Origin of the sequence: Aquamicrobium sp. NLF2-7 (genome assembly GCF_022359935.1) — a bacterium.
Lineage (GTDB): Bacteria > Pseudomonadota > Alphaproteobacteria > Rhizobiales > Rhizobiaceae > Mesorhizobium > Mesorhizobium lusatiense.
Window position 1 is genome coordinate 1 of sequence record NZ_JAKSED010000001.1, and the last position, 19,433, is coordinate 19,433.

Below are 19,433 nucleotides of genomic sequence, written 5' to 3' on the forward strand. Positions count from 1 at the left end.
ACCAAACCCTGGTATCTTTCGCGCACCATCTGGGCATCGGCTGTGGCGTTTCTGACGGGTGTGGCAGGTGCTGCCGGATCGCCCTTCGATGCTGCCGACGGCACCCTGATCACCGACACGCTTTTGCAGGGGGTGAGTGCAGTTGCCGGACTTATTGCAATCATCGGCAGGTTGTCTGCAAAGGACAGGATAGGTTAGGATCATGAAACATTGCCTCGCTTGAGGCCTTTTTTGTGCAAATGCCTGGTTGGGGGGAGATGCGCAGTGGGTTCGGTATTCATTTCGCGTTCAGCCATGGCGGGTTAGAACGTTGAGTATGGAAAAGTTCAGAAACATGATCCGGGCAACGATGCTGGCGATTTGCGCCGGCGCCATGCTGGCGCCGCCCGCCGCCGCTGCCGATTGCTATTCGATCGGCCAGCAGGTGGCGGCCCAGAACGGCGGCACGCTGGCCAAGGCTTCCGAAGCCAACAAGGGCGGTCAGGCGGTCTGCGTCATTGTCGTGCTGGTGCCCGGCAAGGACGGCGAGCGGCCTCGCCGGACCGAGATCGTTGTCCCGAAAGGATGATTCGCGTTTCATTTCAATGATTCCGGAATCGCTCTATAGCTGACAGGACCCTGGCCGACTGGCCGTTACAGGCAGGATCGTTTTCAATGCGTGTGCTCGTCGTCGAAGATGATGTGGATCTGAACAGGCAGATTGCCGAGGCGCTGCTTGATGCGGGCTATGTTGTGGACAAGGCCTTTGACGGCGAGGAAGGCCATTTTCTCGGTGACACTGAGCCTTACGACGCTGTCGTGCTGGACATCGGCCTGCCGCAGATGGATGGGATCAGCGTGGTGGAGCGATGGCGCCGCGATGGCCGCAAGATGCCGGTCCTCATGCTCACCGCTCGCGACCGGTGGAGCGACAAGGTTGCCGGTATCGATGCCGGCGCCGACGATTATGTCGCAAAGCCCTTTCACATCGAAGAGGTTCTGGCCCGGCTCCGCGCGCTGATAAGGCGAGCCGCCGGCCATGCCTCATCCGAACTCGTCTGCGGTCCCCTGCGGCTCGATACAAAGTCGTCCAAGGCGGATGTCGACGGTGTTCCTCTGAAACTTACGTCGCTGGAGTTCCGCCTGCTGGCCTATCTGATGCACCATATGGGCGAGGTGGTTTCGCGAACCGAACTGGTCGAGCATCTCTACGATCAGGATTTCGATCGCGATTCCAACACGATCGAGGTGTTCGTGGGCCGGTTGCGCAAGAAGCTGGGCGTTGACCTGATCGAAACCGTGCGCGGCATGGGCTACCGCATTCGAGAGCCTGAGGCTTGAAGTCGACCGGTCAGCCTGCCAATCCACGGATACGCACAGGCAAACGTTCCGGCGTTTTTGGACGGATGCGCTTCTGGCCGCGCTCTCTGACCTTCCGGGTCATAGCCTTCTCGACAATCTGGGCGGTTCTGGCGCAGATCGTCGTTTTCACTCTCATCACTACCCTCTACCGGCAGGCCAGCGAACGGGGGTTCGACAGCCTTCTCTCCGCCCATCTGTTCAACCTGATCGGGTCGGTCGGCGTCTCGGAGAGCGGTGCCCTGACGGGCGCGCCGGATCTTGGCGACCTGCGCTTTTCCGAGCCGCGATCCGGCTGGTACTGGTCGGTGGAGCCGGCATCGAACGGAATCACGGGTGGCCTGCGCTCGTCATCCATGACGGGAGCCATCCCCTCGCCAAGCACTTCGGAAGTGCCCTTCAATGTCGAATTCCAGCGCAGCTATATGGCCGACGGTCTTGCCGGCGAGCACCTCGCTGTTTTCGAGAGCGAATTCGTTCTGGACACTGGTAACCAGATCGCCCGTTTTCGTGTGATGGGCAATGAAAGCGAGCTGGAACAGGAAATCGCGGCATTCCAGCGGCGTCTGCTGGTTTATCTGTCCATATTCGGTCTTGGCATGATCGCCATAAACGCAATCGCCATTCTGTATGGTCTGAAACCGTTGCGCAGGGTTCGCGATGCACTCGCCATGGTTCGCGAGGGAACGGCACAGAGGCTGGATGGCCGATTCCCGGCGGAAATCGAACCGCTCGCCAACGAAACCAATGCGCTGATCGAGAACAACCGCCGCATCGTCGAGCGCTCGCGAACGCAGGTTGGCAATCTGGCCCATTCGCTGAAAACGCCGCTGGCGGTGATGCTCAATGAAGGGCGGGCGCTTGGTGGTGAAAAAGGCCGGCTGTTTTCGGAGCAGGCCGCCTCGATGCAGCAGCAGGTAGAACATTATCTGCAACGCGCCCGCGTGGCCGCGCAGCGCGACAGCGTGGTTTATCGCACGCCGGTCAGGCCGATCATCGAGCGTCTTGCGAGGGTCATGGGCAAGCTAAACCCGAACATGGCCATTTCCGTTTCCCTTCCGGACGAAGAGCTTGTCTTCGCAGGGGAGCGCGAAGATCTCGAAGAGATGCTTGGAAACCTGCTTGAGAATGCGATGAAGTGGGCGCGAAGCAAGGTTTCGATATCCGTAAAATCCCTGCCTGAGGTGGAAGACCAGCCCTATCTGCTCGAGATTGTCATCGAAGATGATGGGCCGGGAATCCCGGAAGACAAGGCGCGTGAGGCCCTGAAACGGGGACGTCGTCTGGATGAAAGCAAGCCCGGAACCGGCCTTGGCCTGTCGATCGTGACAGACCTTGTCAATGAATATGGTGGAAAGCTTTATCTGGAGCGCGCAGATCTGGGTGGGCTCAAGGTTGCGATTCAACTACGGAAAATTGAGTGATGCGTAAGCTTGTGGCGAACCCAATTTCAGCCAAAGTGGGATATTAATGCGGATCACGTCCGGAAAATGCAGTGTTAGCGGGCAGGGGATAAAATGAGCGTTCGTCTGGTTCTGGTTGCAGGCTCACTCATGCTGGCCGGCTGCAGCACGACAGGGATAGGCCGCAGCGGCGGGACGGCACAGCCCGGCGGTCAACTGCCTTCCACGGTAATTTCGGCAATGGGCGGCGGTCTTGTCAGCGGCTCGATAGGTTCCGGGCTGAGCGGCGCTGAGCGACGTAACGGGCTGGAAGCCGAGTATAAGGCTCTCGAATACACCGCAAGCGGCCAGCCCGTAACATGGAAAGGCAGCCAGCCCAACCGTTACGGCGAGGTGGTGGCCGCGCAGCCCTATCGCGTTGGTTCGCAGGATTGCCGGCAATACACGCACACGGTTTACACCGGGGGCGCCGGAGCCACCGCGCGCGGCACCGCCTGCCGGAATTCAGACGGGAGCTGGACACCGCTGACCTGAACGATGGGTAGTTCCCAGCCGGCGCTCCCGCAGATTCGTCAAAGGGTCGCAGGCCCGTGATGTTGGCAGTCCGGAGCGCTGAGGCTATTTAGTCGGAATGTTGTTCTGGGTCCTTTCCGCTGTCTTGACTTTGGGCGCGAGTCTGGCGGTTTTGCTGCCTCTTGCTGCACGACCCGAATCCGACAAGTCGGGTACCGGGCATGATCTCGAGGTTTATCGGGACCAGCTTGCGGAACTGGACCGCGATCTGGCGCGGGGCCTGATCCTTGCTTCGGAAGCGGAGCAGGCACGCGCTGAAATCGGGCGTCGTATCCTGCGCCTCGGCGATACGTCTTCTGCACCGGCTTCTGTTTCCGCGGCGGCACAGGGCTTCGTCTGGTTTCGGCCGCGGCGGTGCTGGCTGTTCCGCTGATCAGCTGGACTATCTATGCCAATCTGGGCTCGCCCGATCTGCCGTCGCAGCCGCTGAGCGAGCGGCTGACCAGAAATCCTGCCGAGAGCACGGTTGAGGAACTCGTGGCCCGCGCCGAGGCGCATCTGGCGGCCAATCCTTCAGATGGCAAAGGCTGGGACGTTCTGGCGCCCATCTACATGCGCACACAGCGATTTGCCGAAGCCTCGCTGGCCTATGAAAACGCCATCAAGCTTCTCGGTTCGAGCGCCGACCGGCAAGCCGGCCTTGGCGAGGCGAGGATCAATATGGCAGGTGGCCGAATAGCCGACGACGCGCGCGCCGCTTTCGCCATGGCGCTGAAGCACGATGGCGCCAATCCGAAAGCACGCTTCTTCGTGGCGATGGCCTCCGCACAGGATGGACATATGGATGAGGCGGTCGCAGGCTGGACCCGGATGCGAGATGACCTGCCGGAAGGTTCGCCCTGGCGCAATGCGGCCGAGCAGGCCCTTGTGCAGGCAGGGCAGGCGCCGCGAGGCCCCGGTCAGGACGAGGTCGAGGCCGCCGCGGGGATGTCGGCTGGCGACCGCGCTGATATGATCGCCGGAATGGTGGAGCGGCTGGACGAACGCCTGCGTGAGAATCCCAAGGATGCCGAAGGCTGGAAGCAGCTCATCCGCTCGCATCTGGTGCTCGGTGACGAAGAAAAAGCCAGAGACGCGCTGGCGCGTGCGGCGGCGGCTTTCGGACCTCAAAGCGAAGAGGCACGCATGCTTGTCGCCTTCGCCTCGGCAAATGGCCTGAAAATGACGGAATGAGGTTTATGACCCGCAAGCAGAAACGGCTAGCTGTCATTATCGGAGGATTGGCTTTTCTCGGCGCTGCCACGGCGCTGACCTTCGTGGCGCTTGGGCAGAAGGCATCCTATTTCTACACGCCGGGCGATCTTGCCGCCGCCGAATTGCAGCCCGGCCAGCGTATCCGCCTTGGCGGCATCGTGGAGAAGGGCTCCATTGTTCGTGGCGAGGATGCGTCCGTGACCTTTGCCGTCACCGACATCGCCGAGACGGTTAAGGTCACATACAAGGGCATTCTCCCCGACCTGTTCCGCGAGGAGCAGGGCGTCATCACCGAGGGCGCCTTCGGGGCCGATGGCGGGTTTGTCGCAGACACCGTTCTGGCCAAGCATGACGAAAACTACATGCCCAAGGAAGTTGCCGACAGCCTGAAGGAAAAGGGCTTGTGGCAACATAATGAGTAGGCGGCGTCATGGTTGAGATCGGTCACTTCGCGCTTATTCTGGCACTGGCGCTGGGCCTTGTGCAGATGACTGTTCCGCTGATCGCGCGCGCGCGCCGGCGACGAGCGCATGATGGCGGCGGCCATACCCGTGACGCTTGCGGGTTTCGCCTTCACGGCGTTGTCCTTCGTCGTCCTGACGGTCGCCTATGCCCAGTCGGATTTTTCCTTGCAAACCGTATGGAGAACTCCCATTCGGCGAAGCCGATGCTTTACAAGATCACCGGCGTGTGGGGAAACCATGAAGGCTCGATGCTTCTGTGGGTGCTGATCCTGACTTTCTTCGGCGCGCTGGTCGCCGTGTTCGGCAACAATCTGCCCGCATCTCTCAAGGCCACCGTTCTGGCCGTTCAGGGGGCTGTCGGGGTCGCTTTCTTCCTGTTCATCCTCATTACGTCGAACCCGTTCACCCGTATGTCTCCAGCGCCGATAGAAGGCCGGGATCTCAATCCGATCCTTCAGGATATCGGCCTCGCCATTCACCCGCCGCTTCTCTATCTCGGCTATGTCGGCTTCTCGATCTGCTTTGCCTTTTCGGTTGCAGCATTGATCGAGGGACGCATCGACGCGGCCTGGGCGCGCTGGGTCCGCCCGTGGACGCTGGTTGCGTGGGTGTTCCTGACAGGCGGCATCGCGATGGGCTCCTACTGGGCCTATTACGAACTGGGCTGGGGCGGCTTCTGGTTCTGGGACCCGGTCGAGAACGCCTCCTTCATGCCATGGCTGGCCGGAACAGCGCTGTTGCATTCGGCCATCGTCATGGAAAAGCGTTCGGCACTCAAGATCTGGACGCTGCTGCTGGCGATCCTCACCTTTTCGCTGTCGCTGCTCGGCACCTTCCTTGTTCGTTCGGGCGTGCTGACTTCCGTTCACGCATTCGCTACCGATCCCTCGCGCGGGGTGTTCATCCTGTGCATATTGATGCTGTTCATCGGCGGGTCGCTGGCGCTGTTCGCATGGCGGGCCCCATCGCTGACGCAGGGCGGGCTTTTCCAGCCGATCTCCCGCGAAGGCTCGCTCGTGCTGAACAATCTGTTCCTGACCACCGCGACGGCAACGGTGTTCATCGGCACGCTCTATCCGCTGCTGGTCGAAGCCATTTCCGGCGACAAGATTTCAGTTGGACCGCCCTTCTTCAATCTCACCTTCATTCCCCTGATGGTGCCGCTGCTGCTTCTGGTGCCGTTCGGCCCGCTGCTGGCGTGGAAGCGGGGCGATGTGATGGCCGCAGCACAAAGGCTGATGTTCGCCTTTGGCGCAGCCCTGATCGCGGCGCTGGTCACCGCGTTCCTGATCGATGGTTCTTCCGCCATTGCCGCCTTCGGCGTGGGGCTGGCGGTCTGGCTGGTGCTGGGAGCGCTGACGGATCTGGCCATTAAGGCGGGTATCGGCAATGTGAGCCCTTCCGTTGCGGTGAGACGGTTCATCGGTCTGCCGCGTTCCGTATTCGGAACCGCTTTCGCCCATCTCGGGCTTGGCCTGACGGTGCTTGGGCTTGTGGGCGCCATCTGCTTCGGCGCCGCAAGCGTACTGACCATGAAGCCAGGCGATATTACGGAGTTGTCCGGCAAGAGGGTGCGTTTCGACAATATGGTCGAGGTTCGCGGCCCGAACTACAATGACGAACGGGCGCATTTCTCATTGCTTGGCCCTGCTGGCGAAGTGCGCCGCGAAATCTGGTCGTCGCGCCGCTTCTATCCGGTGCGCCGGATGAACACGACGGAAGCCGGCATCGCCACGCTGGGCTTCAGCCAGCTCTACATTTCCATTGGCGAGGACACCAGCAGCGGCATGGTCGTGCGTATCTGGTGGAAGCCTTTCGTCATCCTGATCTGGGGCGGTGGCCTTGTCATGATGGCGGGCGGCACGATGTCGTTGCTGGACAGGCGCCTGCGTGTCGGTGCGCCGGCGCGTCGCGGCAGGAAGAATGCAGCGGCCCCTGTTGCGGGAGCAGCGTGACATGATGCGCCGCGCGGCCTTTGCCATACTCTGTGCTGCCGTACTGCTTTCGCCGGCGGCGCGCGCGGTGACGCCAGACGAGATTCTCGCTGATCCCGCGCTTGAGCAGCGGGCGCGCGATATCTCCGCCGGCCTGCGCTGTCTGGTTTGCCAGAACCAGTCCATCGACGATTCGGATGCCGATCTGGCCCGCGACCTGCGTGTGCTTGTCCGCGAGCGACTTGAGGCCGGTGACTCGGATAAGCAGGTGATCGATTTCGTCGTTTCCCGCTATGGCGAGTTCGTGCTGCTCAGGCCGCGCTTCAATACGCAGACCATGCTTTTGTGGATCGCACCCTTTGCCCTTCTCGTGGCGGGCGGCGCGTTCGTGCTGCTTGCCTCGCGGCGCAAGCGCCCGGTGGCAGAGGCGGGCCTCAGTGACGATGAACGCGCTGCGCTTGAAGAAGTGCTGCGCCGCGATCCCCCTTCGCAACATTAACAAAGTTTCATCAAGCGGAAATGGCGCCGTAAGGTCCCGTGTCCTATCTCTGCCTGCGATGATGCTTCATAAGCATCCAGTGCAAGAAGGATCGAGATTGATGACCAGCATCTCAAATGTGGTTTCCCGCAGGAGCAGGAGCCTTGCTGCTGCCGCTGCTTCCCTCGCCATTGCCGGCGCCGTTGGCTTTACCGCCGTAACTGCCGGCACCGCCCCGGTGTTCGCCGAGGCTGTTCGCGTCGAAGCGCCTCAGGTTCCCAGTTTCGCCGACGTCGTGTCCAATGTAACGCCGGCAGTCGTCAGCGTCCGCGTCAAGGCCAAGGTCGAGCAGACCTCCGATCGCGGCCAGAGCTTCGGCTTCCCCGAAGAAGGCTTCGGCAACTTGCCCCCCGATCACCCCATGCGCCGCTTCTTCCGCGAATTCCGCGGTTTCGGTGACCGTGATTCCCATCCGCGCGCAGAACGCCGCGGTCCGGCCAAGCCGCGTCCCGTGGCGCAGGGGTCCGGCTTCTTCATCTCCGAGGACGGGTATCTTGTCACCAACAACCACGTTGTCGACAACGGAACGGAGTTCACCATCGTCACCAATGACGGCAAGGAACTCGATGCCAAGCTGGTCGGCAAGGATGAGCGCACCGATCTGGCCGTGCTCAAGGTCGATAGCGACACCAAATTCACCTATGTCGACTTTGCCGACGACTCCAACGTGCGCGTCGGTGACTGGGTGGTCGCTGTCGGCAATCCGTTCGGCCTTGGCGGCACGGTGACGGCCGGCATCGTCTCCGCGCGTGGCCGTGACATCGGCGCCGGCCCCTATGATGACTTCATCCAGATCGACGCTGCCGTGAACCGCGGCAATTCCGGCGGTCCCGCGTTCAACCTCAGTGGTCAGGTTGTCGGCATCAATACCGCCATCTTCTCGCCTTCGGGCGGCAATGTCGGCATCGCCTTCGCCATCCCTGCCTCCACCGCGAAGCAGGTGGTCGAAGGCCTGATCAAGGACGGGTCGGTTTCCCGTGGCTGGCTCGGTGTGGAAATCCAGCCGGTAACCAAGGAAATCGCCGAATCGCTTGGGCTGCAGTCCGACAAGGGCGCGATCGTCGCGAATGCGCAGGACGACAGCCCCGCGAAGAAGGCCGGCATTGTTTCCGGTGATGTCATCACGCAGGTGAACGGCAAGGATGTATCGTCCTCCCGCGATCTGGCCCGGGTGATTGCCGGCTATGCGCCGGGGACCACCGTTGACATGAACGTGTGGCGCAACGGCAAGGCGGAAACCGTGAAGGTCGAGCTCGGGGCGCTTCCGGGCGCGGACAAGCAGGCATCGGCTGACAATTCCGCGCCTTCGTCCTCTTCCTCCGACACGCTGGCCGATCTTGGTCTCACCGTGACGACCGCGGATGACGGCAAGGGCCTGGTCGTTACCGATGTCGATCCAGACAGCGATGCTTCCGATCGCGGTATCCGCACAGGTGATGTCATCACGGCGGTGAATTCCGAGGATGTCGCCAGCGTCAAGGACGTTACCGACGCCATGGAAAAGGCCGCCAAGGCGGGCCGCAAATCCGTGCTGGTGCAGATCAGCCGCGATTCCGCCAACCGCTTCGTGGCGCTGCCTATCAATCAGGGCTGACCCCGCTTCCGGCCGCTGCACCATTGTGCAGCGGCCGGCAATTCTTCCGAGCCAATCCCGGAACGGGCAATCCTCCACCATGAATGCCGGAATCACCTATAGTGATGCGATGAAGATTCTCGTCATTGAAGACGACCGCGAAGCAGCGGACTATCTTGAGAAGGCTTTTTCGGAAGCCGGCCACACCGCCCATGTCGCTGGCGACGGTGAAACCGGCTTTGCGCTGGCCGATGCCGGCGACTATGACGTGATGGTGGTCGACCGCATGCTGCCACGGCGCGACGGCCTGTCCGTCATTGCCGGCCTGCGTTCGCGGGGGAATAAACGCCTGTACTTATCCTGTCGGCGCTGGGCGAAGTGGATGACCGTGTGACCGGCCTTCGCGCCGGCGGAGACGACTATCTCACCAAGCCCTATGCCTTTACCGAACTGCTGGCCCGCGTCGAGGTTCTGAACCGCCGCCGGCAGCCGCGAGAGCGAAACCGTTTACCGCCGTCTCGATCGATCTGAACTCGATCGCCTGTCTCACTCCGTCAAGCGGGCAGGGCAGGAAATCACCCTCCAGCCGCGCGAATTCCGGCTGGAGTATCTGATGCGCCATGCCGGGCAGGTGGTCACGCGCACCATGCTGCTGGAGAATGTCTGGGATTATCATTTCGATCCGCAGACCAACGTCATCGACGTGCATGTTTCCCGCTTGCGCGGCAAGATCGAGAAGGGCTTCGACAAGCCGATCCTGCACACCGTGCGTGGTGCCGGCTACATGCTGAAGCACGGCTGAGGGCCATTGAGGGCCATGGCGCTGCCGATGCCAGCCATCATGAAGACGACGGCGGCGCGCCTTTCTGCGCTTTTCCTGCTGCTTTTTGCCCTTTGCGCCACCTGCTGGTTTTCTACATGACCTCGCTGTCGGTGCGCATGCTGGCCACGCAGACGCAGGAAACATCAATGAAGAAGTTCTGAGCCTCGGCCGCGCCTATCAGCGCGGCGGCCTGCCGACATTGGTGGGGGGTCGAGCAGCGCGCGCGCCAGCCGGGCGCCAATCTTTATCTGCTGGCTGATGCCAATGGCCAAATTCTCACGGGAAACGTCGAAAGCCTCGAACCCGGCGTTCTGGAGACGGAGGGCTGGACGACGCGCCCCTTCTACTATCGCCGCTACGGCGAGACCGAGACGGAGCGTCAACGGGCAGAAAGCGGCCAGAACGAAACGCAGCGCGCGCAGGTGCGCGGGCATGATGCGCTGGCGCTGGTGCTGCGCCTTCCAAACCATTCGATGGTGCCGCTGCTGCGGCCGGGCCGAGCCGCAACGCTTCCGCTGGTGGTCAACCATTCGCTGTGATGCTGGCGGGCATGATGGGCATCGGCGGCATTGTTCTGGTTTTTCGTGGGCCGCGCCGCACTCAAGCGCATCGACGGCATTTCCGCCGCCGCCGCCGCAGCATCCCGCGGCCTCTCACGCGGCCGCCGCCGACGCCGGTGAGTTCGATCGGCTATCGGAAAATCTCAATGCCATGCTGACGCGTATCGACACCCTCAATGAGGGGTGAAGCAGGTTTCCGACAACATCGCCCACGACCTGAAGACGCCATTGACCCGCATTCGCAACCGGGCCGAGGCAACTCTGGCCGGCAAGCAGAAGCCCGCCGATTACCGCGCGGCGCTTGAAGCCACGATTGCCGAATCGGATCAGCTCATCAAGACCTTCAACGCCATCCTGATGATCTCCCGGCTGGAGGCAGGCTATTCGGCCGAGAGCATGACCGGCGTCGATCTCGCGGAAGCCGTCCGCGATGTCGTCGAGCTTTACGAGCCTCTTGCAGAGGACAGCGGCGTTGCGCTGGAAGCCGGGCCGATGGAGGCGACGACCGTCAGCGGCAACCGCGAACTGATCGCTCAGGCGCTGTCCAACATCGTCGACAACGCCATCAAATATTCGGCGGATGCCGATGCAGGCCCGCGCGTGAGCGTCAGGCTCGAACGCGCCGATGGCGAGATCCGGCTTTCGGTGACGGACAACGGCCACGGCATCCCGGACCCGGAGGATCGCGTGCGCGCGACGGAGCGTTTCGTGCGGCTGGAAAAAAGCCGCTCGCAGCCGGGATCAGGGCTTGGCCTCAGTCTCGCGGGCGCTGTGATGAAATTTCATGGCGGCAGGCTTGATCTTTTGCCTGCTGATCCCGGATTATCCGTGGTCATGGTGTTTCCCGACAAGGACAGGTCCTGACCCCCTATGGCTTCCATACCCGTGGCCGACCGCGCGGCATCCGTGCTGCTGCTGAATCCCTCGCTGCAACTCAGGCCGCTCGATGAAAGCCATGCCGGGGCCGTACTCGGCGATATCGCCGCCAGTGCCGCGGAAAGCGATCTGCCCCGCCTTGCGGAATTCCTGGCACATGACAGCGATGCCCGCCTCTTTCTGGCTGCCGTTTTCGATCTGTCGCCTTTTCTGCGTGATCTGGCGCGGCGCAGGCCCCGCATGCTCGACGCTCTTTTCGACCAGACGGTTGCCGAACGGCTGGAGGCGATCGCCGCCGACATAGATGCTTCGTGGCAAGGCGAGGGGATTTCCGAGGCCGAACTCATGAAACGGCTTCGCCTCTTCAAAACGGAGGCACATTTCCTGATGGCTCTGGCCGACCTTGCAGGGGAGTCCGACACTCAAACGACGGTCTTTCGCCTCAGCGTACTGGCCGAAGGCTGTGTTCGCGCCGCATGCGCTTTCCTGCTGGCCGATCTCGACCGGCAGGGAAAGCTGAAGCTGCCGGACCCGAAGGAGCCCGCGCGCGACAGTGGCCTGATCGTGCTCGGCATGGGCAAGCTCGGCGCGCACGAGCTCAACTTTTCCTCCGATATCGACCTCATCCTGTTCTTCGATCACAAGGCGGTGGTCGGCGACCCGATGGAGGCGACGGATGTTTTCTCGCGGCTTGCGCGGCGTCTGGTGCGCATCATGCAGGACCGCACCGAGCACGGCTATGTGTTCCGCACCGATCTGAGGCTGCGCCCCGATCCCGGCTCCACCCCGCTCGCCATTCCGGTGGGCGCGGCCCTCAATTACTATGAAGGGCGCGGCCAGAACTGGGAACGCGCCGCCATGATCAAGGCGCGCCCTGTAGCTGGCGATATTGCCGCCGGCGAAGCCTTCCTGAAAGAGTTGCGCCCCTATGTCTGGCGCAAATACATGGACTACGCTGCGATCGCGGACGTTCACTCCATAAAGCGCCAGATCCATGCCCATAAGGGGCATGGCGAAATCGCCGTGAAAGGCCACAACGTCAAGCTCGGGCGCGGCGGCATCCGCGAGATCGAGTTCTTCGTGCAGACCCAACAGCTCATAGCTGGCGGGCGTTTTCCCGAGTTGCGGGGGCGAGAGACTGTTTCCATGCTCGCTCAGCTCGCAGGCAATGGCTGGATCACGGAGGACGCGCGCGATGCACTCACCCGACAGTACTGGTTTCTGCGGCGTGTCGAGCATGCAATCCAGATGGTCGCCGACGAGCAGACCCATATGCTGCCGGAGGATGACGAGGGGCTGGAGCGAATTGCCTACATGATGGGCTTCGGCAGCGCCGATGCGTTCTCGCAGGCGTTTCGCGCTTCTCTGATAGAGGTCGAGGGCCACTACGCCGCGCTCTTCGAGGCGGCGCCCGAGCTTTCGTCCGGTGTCGGCAATCTCGTCTTCACCGGCGATGTCGACGACCCCGACACCTTGCAGACGCTGCACACGCTGGGCTTCCAGCGCCCCAGCGACATCTGCCGCGTCATCCGCGCCTGGCATTTCGGCCGCTATCGGGTCACGCGCTCCGCCGAGGCGCGCGAGCGGCTGACGGAGCTGACGCCGGCCTTGCTGGAAGCCTTCGGCAAGACGCGGCGCGCGGACGAGGCGCTGATGCGCTTCGACGAGTTCCTGTCCGGTCTGCCGGCCGGATTGCAGCTCTTTTCGCTGCTGCAATCCAATCCGGCGCTGCTGCGCCTCATGGCGACGATCATGGGGGCAGCACCGCGTCTGGCTGCCATCATCACCCGGCGCCCGCATGTGTTTGACGGGCTGCTCGATCCGGCACTGCTCAGCGAATTGCCCGACCGGGCCTATCTGGCCGCGCGGCTCATCGCCTTTCTGGACGGCGACCGGCCTTACGAGGAAGTGCTCGACCGGCTGCGTATCTTTGCGGCCGAACAGAAATTCCTCATCGGCGTGCGGCTTCTTGCCGGCTCCATCAATGCGCGCAAGGCGGGGCGGGCTTTCTCGGACCTTGCCGATCTCACCCTTGGTGCGGCGCTCGATGCCGTCTCGGCGGAATTCGAGAGGCGTCATGGCCGCATTGCACAGGGCCGGGTGGCATTGCTCGGCATGGGCAAGCTCGGCAGCCAGGAGCTCACCGCCGGTTCGGACGTGGACCTGATCCTTCTCTACGATCACGATCCGGAGGCGGAGGAATCGGACGGCGACAAGCCGCTCGCGCCCGCCCACTATTACACCCGACTTACGCAGCGACTGATCGCGGCGGTCTCGGCCCCGACTGCCGAGGGGGTTCTTTACGAGCTCGACCTGCGCCTGCGCCCTTCCGGCAACAAGGGGCCGGTGGCGACCCATATGGACGCCTTCCGCAAATATCAGCGGCAGGAAGCCTGGGTCTGGGAGCAGATGGCGCTGACCCGGGCACGTCCGGTGGCTGGCGACCGCCAGCTTTGCGCCGACATAGCGGCAGAAGTTGCCGACATCCTTGCCCAACCGCGCGACGCGGCGAAAGTGCGCGACGAGGCTTTGAAGATGCGCCGCATGATCGACGAGGAAAAGCCGCCGCGCGATCTGTGGGATATCAAGCTCATTCCCGGTGGTCTCATCGATCTTGAGTTTATCGCGCAGGTGGCGGTTCTGACCGGAAAATTCACTGGAAAGCCCGGAACAACGGCAACGGTCGATGTTCTCGCCAATCTCGCACCCGACTATGCCGATGCCGGTATGCGCGAAAATCTGATGCAGGCTTTCGCCTTCTATCTGTCACTGACGCAGATCATCCGTCTGTGCCTGACCGGACATTTCGACAAGGAAGATGTTCCGCCCGGGCTTGCCGATCTGCTGCTAGCGGTTACCGCGATCCCGGATTTCTCCGTCATGGAAGCCCAGCTCAGGGATATGTCGGAAACGGTACGAGACGATTTCGAAAGGATCGTTGGCGGCAAGGCCGGGTAGTCAGGCCGCAGCTTTCATGGGCTGACCGGCGGGCTTCTTCTTTGCCGTGGCCGGGATCCTCACGGAAACGATGGTGCCCGTGCCTTCGGTGGAGCGGATCTTGAGCGCGCCGCCATGCAGTTCCGCCAGCGAGCGCGAGATGGCGAGGCCGAGGCCGGATCCGGTGTGGTTCTTGGAGAACTGGTTCTGCACCTGCTCGAAGGGGCGGCCAAGCTTCTTCAGCGCATGCTTGGGAATGCCGCAGCCATTGTCCTCGATGGACAGGATCAGCGCGCCCGACGCATGGCGTGCGCGAACGGAAATGCGTCCGCCTTCGCCGGTGAACTTGACCGCGTTCGACAACAGGTTGAGCGCGATCTGCTTGATGGCGCGGCGGTCAGCGTAGAGCTTGAGGGTCTCGGCGATCTTGGTTTCGACCGTGATCTTCTTTTCCGCTGCCTGCAGGGACACCACCCGCACCGTCTCGCGGATGAGCGGGCACAGGTCGATCTCCTCGCGGTCCATGGAGAACTGGCCAGCCTCGATCTTCGACATGTCGAGAATGTCGTTGATCACCCCGAGCAGATACTTGCCGCTGGAATTGATGTCGGTCGCATATTCCTCATAGCGGTCGGATCCCAGCGGGCCGAACAGCTTCTGCGCCATCAGCTCCGAAAAGCCGATGATGGCGTTGAGCGGGGTTCGCAATTCATGCGACATGTTGGCGAGGAATTCGGACTTGGCCTGGTTCGCAGCCTCGGCGCGGTCCTTTTCCTTGATATACTTGCGGTTCAGCTCGGCCAGTTCGCGCGCCTTTTCCTCTTCGGCGCGGCGCGCGAGGCTGAGGTCGTGGATCGTTGCCATCAGCCGGCGCTCGCTGTCGAGCAGCTTGTCCTGATGCTGGCGGATCTGGGTGATGTCGGAACCAACCGCCACCGTGCCGCCGTCGCGCGTCTTCAGTTCGTTGACCTGAAGCCAGCGGCCATCGGCAAGCTGGCGCTCATAGGTGGTGCCGCCGCGCGGGCCGTTGACATTGGCCAGCCTGCGTTCGGAGGCGAAGGCCTGCATCCGCTCCTCCAGTGCCACGCGATGTGCGCCCGGCACCACGTCATGGTCGGAGAGGCCGTTGTCCTGCTGGAATTTTGAGTTGCACATCACCAGCCGGTCGGCCGGGTCCCACAGCACGAAGGATTCGGTGATGTTCTCGATTGCGGTGCGCAGCCGCAGGTCGGCCGCTTCCGAGCGCAGGGCGAGATGGCGCTGCTCGCTCACGTCCATCGAGATGCCGATGAGCTGGATTTCGGACGCATCCGGGTCGACGACCTGCGCGCGTACCCGCATCCAGACCCACTGGCCATTGGCGTGGCGCATGCGGAACACCCGGTCGATCTGGTCGATCTCGCGGGCCATGACGCGATTGGCGATCTCGAACAGATTGCCGTCGTCTGGATGGATGATGCGATCGACCTCACCGAAGGAAAGCATGGCGTCGCAGGGCTCGTAACCCAGCATGTCGTACATGGAGGGCGACCAGTACATCTTGCCGCGCACCATGTCCCAGTCCCACAGGCCACAGCGGCCACGCACCAGCGCCATGTCGATGCGCTGCTGCCCTTCGAGATAGACGCGGTCGGCAGCCTGCGCGCGGGCCGCCTGGCTGAAATAGGCGTAGAGGATGACGATCAGCACGCTTGCCGTCAGCACGAACAGTGAAACGTTCAGCGACACGGTCCGGCGCCACTGCGCGAAAACCGCATCCTGCGGAATCAGCGCGGCCGCGGCCCGTTTTTCAGTGGTGTCGATGGCCACAGCCGCGAACCAGTCGGCGCCGTCGATTTTGACGGGGATGACGCCGGCCCGCTCGCCGAACAGGAAAAGCGGCTGCCCGTCGCTTATAATTTCATCCAGTGCGCGGCCATACCAGCGCGTGGAGCGCGGCGTTACGGCCGAAACGGTGAACTTCTCATTCGTGAAGGCCAGCACATGGCCCTCGGAGAGCGAAGCGGTGCGGCTGACCTGCTCAAGCCGTTCCTGCGGACTGATGCTGTCGAAATCAGCAGCGATGAGCTGGCCGGAGGCGAGCGCGAGCGCAGACCGGGCGCTGTTCTCGACGTCATCGCGCCAGTTCATCAGCGAAATGAAATGCAGGCCGGCCACCACGATCAGGAAAATGACGATGAGCACGGGAATGAGACGGCGCAGGAACGGCTCCGCAGCAACCAGCTTCTGATAAGCCGGCTGGGCGATGAGCTGTGCATTGCCGGCAAGGCCTTTGCCCTTCCGATCAACAGACATCCCACCGGGCGCGCTGAACGCGTCCGCCTTCGCCATGAAATGGCACTCCCCAACTATGTCCCGTTTGAAGATCCGGCTACACCGAACATCCGAATCGTCCCTAAGGAATCAAAGCTGATTCGCCTTGTCCAGAGGCACGGCGTAAAAAGATCGTTGCGACAGGTGAATGACTACGCCAGAGAGCGTTCGGCAATGTCCCCGAGATCAACTGATATGCCGGGCATTTTCACCATGGAAACCAGTGCCTGCCGCGCCTTTTCCTGACGTATCGGCTCAAGCGAACGCCAGGACCGGAACGCCGTGGCAAGGCGGGCGGAGAGTTGCGGGTTGCGCTTGTCGATATCCATCAGCGCCTCTGCGAAGAACAGATAGGCCGCTCCATCCGCGCGGTGAAACCCGCTTTGGTTGCCTGCGGAGAAGCTTCCCATCAGCGACCGCGCCCGATTCGGGTTGTCGATGGAGAAGGAGGGGTGCCGCATCAGGGTGCGCACCGTCTCCAGCGCGTGCTCGCCGGGCACGGTGGCCTGGACCTGGAACCATTTGTCCATGGCGAGCGGCATATTGGCATGGCGCCGCTCGAAATCGGCGAGGGCGGCCCGGGCCTGCGGCGATCCGGGATGCTCATGCGCAAGCGTGCCCATGCCGGCGATCAGGTCGGTCATGTTGGTCGCGTGCGTGAAGTGACTTGCGGCGATGTCGGCGCCGTCATCGCTGCGGGCGAGATAACCCAGCAGGACGTTGCGCAAGGCGCGCCGTCCTGCAGCCGCGGCATCGGGACTGAAAGGTCCGGTATCATGGAGCTGCTGGTAAAGCGCATGGAAGCTGCCGCGGTTGACGCCTGCTATGAAGCCCACAAGCGCCTTGCGGGCCACAAGCACGGCATCAGGGTCGATATCTTTGCCGATATCGCGGGCAACGTCTGCTTCCGACGGCAATGTGATGGCAAGGGCGCGATAGGCTGGTTCCAGATCGTCATCGGCCGCTATGGAGCCGGCCAGCCGGGCGATGCTGTCTTCGAAAACCGTTGCCTTGCCGCCGAGCACGCATCTGTAGGCCGCGATGAGTGCCTCGGTAAGCAGCGTGTTGAACGCCTGCCAGCGCCCGAAGGGATCGCTGTCATGGCGGGCGAGGAAGATCAGATCCTCCGGCTTCTGCTCGACCGCGAGCGTGACTGGCGCTGAAAAGCCGCGGTTGAGCGACAGGACCGGCCGTTCGGCAACGCCGTGGAACTGAAGCTTCTGGCTGCGCTTGCGCACATGGATGACGCCGCCGTCCACCGTGCCGCCTTCCGCCGAGCTCCACCGCAATTCCCTGCCGTCGCTGCCTATGAGGCCGAAGGCCAGCGGAATGTGCATGAGCCGCTTGCGGCTTTCGGACGGGGTGGGCGGCACCGACTGCTCGATTTCGAGTGTCAGCGTGCCTGCCTCGTAGCTCGGTTTGATGGTCAGGTTGGGGGTGCCCGACTGGTTGTACCAGAGGGCAAACTGGGAAAGGTCCCGGCCCGAGACATCCTCGAACACTTTGAGGAAATCCTCGATCGTGCAGGCCTCGCCGTCATGGCGCTCGAAATAGAGGTCCATGCCGGCCCGGAACGTTTCCCGGCCCAGAATGGTGGCGAGCATGCGCACCACCTCGGAGCCCTTTTCGTAGACGGTCGCCGTGTAGAAATTGTTGATCTCGCGATAGCGACGCGGCCGCACCGGATGGGCCAGCGGTCCCTGATCCTCGGGAAACTGCAACGCCTTCAGCGTGCGCACCTCGGCGATGCGCTTGACCCCGCGCGAGCGCTGGTCGGCAGAGAACTCATGGTCGCGGAAAACGGTGAGGCCTTCCTTCAGGCAGAGCTGGAACCAGTCGCGGCAAGTGATTCTGTTGCCAGTCCAATTGTGGAAATATTCATGCGCGATGATCGCCTCGATATTGGCGAAATCGGTGTCGGTCGCGGTTGCTTCGTCGGCCAGCACGTATTTGTCGTTGAAGATGTTGAGGCCCTTGTTCTCCATCGCGCCCATGTTGAAATCGGAAACGGCGACGATGTTGAAGACATCAAGGTCGTATGCGCGCCCGAAGACATCTTCGTCCCATTTCATCGACCGTTTCAGGGCATCCATGGCATAGGCGGCAAGTTTCTCCTTGCCGTGCTCGACGTAAATGCCGAGGTCGACCTTCCTGCCGCCCATGGTGGTGAAGCTGTCGCGCAGGCAGCCGAGATCGCCTGCCACCAGCGCGAACAGGTAGGACGGCTTGGGGTGGGGATCGTGCCATTCGGCGAAATGCCGGCCATTGTCGAGTTCGCCGCTGTCGACGGGATTTCCGTTCGAGAGCAGAAGCGGGGCCTCAGCGCGGGGTGCTTCGATGCGAACATGATAGACCGACAGGATATCCGGCCGGTCCAGAAAATAGCTGATGCGGCGGAAGCCTTCCGGTTCGCACTGGGTGCAGTAAACGCCATTGGAGCGATAGAGCCCCATCAGGGCCCTGTTGCGGTCAGGCTCCAGCTCGGTTTCTATCGTCAGCCGGAACTGTGCCGTTGCGGGCAGATCCTTCAGCACGAGGCGCTCGGGCGTCGCTTCATGGGCCGTGTGTGCGATGCCGTCCAGTTCGAGGCGCTTAAGATTGAGGTCGTCGCCATCAAGGATCAGCGGAGCGGATGGATCAACGCCGGCGCGCCTTTCGATGGTCAGATCCGCAATCACGATCGTCCGGGTCGGGTCAAGCCGGAAGGTCAGATGCGTCCGGGGGATCAGGTAGTCGCTTGGCCGGTAATCCTCGAGCCTGAAAACCTGACCTGTATCTGTACGCATATGCTCTCTTTCCTTCCCCGCCCCGATGCAGTCGTGGCAGCCCGCCTTCACCTTTTGGCTCAAGACAATCCGGTTGGTGTTCTTTACATGATGAGGGCCTGCGTCGGGAAGCCTGCGTCAG

General features: G+C 62.4%; 14 protein-coding genes and 2 pseudogenes. 14 read left to right on the forward strand and 2 right to left on the reverse strand.

The features are described from left to right. From MIC97_RS00005 to MIC97_RS00065, 14 genes and pseudogenes are all read left to right on the forward strand, one after another. Window positions 1-198, forward strand: a 198-nt coding sequence (locus tag MIC97_RS00005; RefSeq protein WP_239798351.1) for a hypothetical protein, incomplete at its 5' end; no start/stop codon positions are given. Between the two features lie 136 nt (window positions 199-334). Then, window positions 335-568, forward strand: coding sequence for a hypothetical protein (locus tag MIC97_RS00010; protein WP_239800978.1), 234 nt, complete (start codon window positions 335-337; stop codon window positions 566-568). Between the two features lie 86 nt (window positions 569-654). Next, window positions 655-1,320: a response regulator transcription factor gene (locus MIC97_RS00015; RefSeq protein WP_239798352.1), complete on the forward strand. Its 666-nt coding sequence runs from the start codon at window positions 655-657 to the stop codon at window positions 1,318-1,320. A gap of 65 nt (window positions 1,321-1,385) precedes the next feature. Continuing rightward, on the forward strand, window positions 1,386-2,762 hold the full coding sequence (locus tag MIC97_RS00020; RefSeq protein ID WP_239798353.1) for an ATP-binding protein: 1,377 nt from the start codon (window positions 1,386-1,388) through the stop codon (window positions 2,760-2,762). Window positions 2,763-2,855: 93 nt separating this feature from the next. Further along, the gene (locus tag MIC97_RS00025) at window positions 2,856-3,275 is read left to right on the forward strand and encodes a hypothetical protein (protein WP_239798354.1); all 420 of its coding nucleotides are present in this window, start codon (window positions 2,856-2,858) and stop codon (window positions 3,273-3,275) included. Window positions 3,276-3,399: 124 nt separating this feature from the next. Continuing rightward, window positions 3,400-3,687 (forward strand): c-type cytochrome biogenesis protein CcmI, encoded by a 288-nt coding sequence (gene ccmI, locus MIC97_RS25190; protein ID WP_345773522.1) that lies wholly within the window; start codon window positions 3,400-3,402, stop codon window positions 3,685-3,687. After that, window positions 3,669-4,487, forward strand: coding sequence for a c-type cytochrome biogenesis protein CcmI (locus MIC97_RS00030; protein WP_345773523.1), 819 nt, complete (start codon window positions 3,669-3,671; stop codon window positions 4,485-4,487). Before ccmI ends, MIC97_RS00030 begins: the two co-directional genes overlap by 19 nt. A gap of 5 nt (window positions 4,488-4,492) precedes the next feature. Continuing rightward, window positions 4,493-4,930 carry a cytochrome c maturation protein CcmE gene (gene ccmE / locus MIC97_RS00035; RefSeq protein ID WP_239798355.1) on the forward strand — a complete coding sequence of 146 codons (438 nt, stop codon included), beginning with the start codon at window positions 4,493-4,495 and terminating at the stop codon, window positions 4,928-4,930. Window positions 4,931-4,938: 8 nt separating this feature from the next. Then, a pseudogene (locus MIC97_RS00040) lies at window positions 4,939-6,927 on the forward strand (heme lyase CcmF/NrfE family subunit). Between the two features lie 4 nt (window positions 6,928-6,931). After that, window positions 6,932-7,405 (forward strand): cytochrome c-type biogenesis protein, encoded by a 474-nt coding sequence (locus MIC97_RS00045; protein WP_239800979.1) that lies wholly within the window; start codon window positions 6,932-6,934, stop codon window positions 7,403-7,405. Window positions 7,406-7,505: 100 nt separating this feature from the next. Further along, window positions 7,506-9,038 carry a Do family serine endopeptidase gene (locus tag MIC97_RS00050; RefSeq protein ID WP_239798356.1) on the forward strand — a complete coding sequence of 511 codons (1,533 nt, stop codon included), beginning with the start codon at window positions 7,506-7,508 and terminating at the stop codon, window positions 9,036-9,038. Between the two features lie 109 nt (window positions 9,039-9,147). After that, a pseudogene (locus tag MIC97_RS00055) lies at window positions 9,148-9,819 on the forward strand (response regulator transcription factor). A gap of 764 nt (window positions 9,820-10,583) precedes the next feature. After that, a complete protein-coding gene (locus MIC97_RS25195) occupies window positions 10,584-11,264 on the forward strand; it encodes a HAMP domain-containing sensor histidine kinase (protein WP_345773524.1) in 681 nt (226 codons plus the stop codon). A 6-nt stretch (window positions 11,265-11,270) separates the two neighbouring features. Further along, on the forward strand, window positions 11,271-14,234 hold the full coding sequence (locus MIC97_RS00065) for a bifunctional [glutamine synthetase] adenylyltransferase/[glutamine synthetase]-adenylyl-L-tyrosine phosphorylase (protein WP_239798357.1): 2,964 nt from the start codon (window positions 11,271-11,273) through the stop codon (window positions 14,232-14,234). Here MIC97_RS00065 and MIC97_RS00070 read toward each other — a convergent pair whose 3' ends face one another. Next, on the reverse strand, window positions 14,235-16,544 hold the full coding sequence (locus MIC97_RS00070) for a PAS domain-containing sensor histidine kinase (protein ID WP_239798358.1): 2,310 nt from the start codon (window positions 16,542-16,544) through the stop codon (window positions 14,235-14,237). Window positions 16,545-16,678: 134 nt separating this feature from the next. Continuing rightward, complete coding sequence (gene pepN, locus MIC97_RS00075; protein ID WP_239798359.1) at window positions 16,679-19,312, reverse strand: aminopeptidase N; 2,634 nt, start codon at window positions 19,310-19,312, stop codon at window positions 16,679-16,681. Window positions 19,313-19,433: the final 121 nt, after the last annotated feature.